Below are 1,610 nucleotides of genomic sequence, written 5' to 3'. Positions count from 1 at the left end.
TACTTTGAGTTAGAAATTTATTCAAAGAGAAATAAAAGAGCTAATCAAACTTTTAAATGAGAGTTTGATCCTGGCTCAGGACGAACGCTGGCGGCGTGCCTAACACATGCAAGTCGAGCGAAGGTTGTTTTAGGAAATCTTCGGATGGAATAAAACATCTCTTAGCGGCAGACGGGTGAGTAACGCGTGAGGAACCTGCCTTCCACAAGGGGATAGCCTCGGGAAACCGGGATTAATACCCTATGACACTTAAGTATCGCATGGTATTTAAGTTAAAGCGCAAAGCGGTGGAAGATGGCCTCGCGTTCCATTAGCTAGTTGGTGAGGTAACGGCTCACCAAGGCTGCGATGGGTAGCCGGCTTGAGAGAGTGAACGGCCACACTGGAACTGAGACACGGTCCAGACTCCTACGGGAGGCAGCAGTGGGGAATATTGCACAATGGAGGAAACTCTGATGCAGCGACGCCGCGTGAACGATGAAGGCTTTCGGGTCGTAAAGTTCTGTCCTAAGGGACGATAATGACGGTACCTTAGGAGGAAGCCCCGGCTAACTACGTGCCAGCAGCCGCGGTAATACGTAGGGGGCGAGCGTTGTCCGGATTTATTGGGCGTAAAGGGTGCGTAGGCGGCCTTTTAAGTCAGATGTGAAAGATCACGGCTCAACCGTGGTAAGCATTTGAAACTGGAAGGCTTGAGTTAAGGAGAGGAAAGTGGAATTCCTAGTGTAGCGGTGAAATGCGTAGATATTAGGAGGAACACCAGTGGCGAAGGCGACTTTCTGGACTTATACTGACGCTGATGCACGAAAGCGTGGGGAGCGAACAGGATTAGATACCCTGGTAGTCCACGCCGTAAACGATGAGTGCTAGGTGTTGGGGGTCAAACCTCAGTGCCGCAGCTAACGCATTAAGCACTCCGCCTGGGGAGTACGGTCGCAAGACTGAAACTCAAAGGAATTGACGGGGACCCGCACAAGCAGCGGAGCATGTGGTTTAATTCGACGCAACGCGAAGAACCTTACCAGGGCTTGACATCCCTCTGACCGGATTAGAGATAATCCTTTCTCTTCGGAGACAGAGGTGACAGGTGGTGCATGGTTGTCGTCAGCTCGTGTCGTGAGATGTTGGGTTAAGTCCCGCAACGAGCGCAACCCCTGCTTCTAGTTGCAAACAGTTAGGCTGTGCACTCTAGAGGGACTGCCGATGACAAATCGGAGGAAGGTGGGGATGACGTCAAATCATCATGCCCTTTATGTCCTGGGCTACACACGTGCTACAATGGTCGGTACAACGGGCAGCTACACAGCGATGTGATGCGAATCCCTTAAAGCCGATCCCAGTTCGGATTGCAGGCTGCAACTCGCCTGCATGAAGCCGGAGTTGCTAGTAATCGTGGATCAGAATGCCGCGGTGAATGCGTTCCCGGGTCTTGTACACACCGCCCGTCACACCATGGGAGTTGGAAATACCCGAAGCCAGTGAGCTAACCGTAAGGAGGCAGCTGTCGAAGGTAGGGTCAATGACTGGGGTGAAGTCGTAACAAGGTAGCCGTATCGGAAGGTGCGGCTGGATCACCTCCTTTCTAAGGAGCAATTGTATTTCACACTGCT

Annotated in this window: 1 rRNA gene; it reads left to right on the top strand. The window is 52.0% G+C overall.

The features are described 5' to 3' along the window. The first annotated feature begins 52 nt into the window (after positions 1-52). Positions 53-1,582: ribosomal RNA gene (locus tag KQI42_RS20530) — 16S ribosomal RNA — on the top strand. The last annotated feature ends 28 nt before the right edge of the window (positions 1,583-1,610 follow it).

Source organism: Tissierella simiarum (assembly GCF_018917865.1).
In the GTDB taxonomy this organism is placed as follows: Bacteria; Bacillota; Clostridia; order Tissierellales; family Tissierellaceae; genus Tissierella_C; species Tissierella_C simiarum.
Note: the sequence above shows the minus strand (reverse complement) of the source record. Positions and strands in the feature narration are given on the sequence as shown.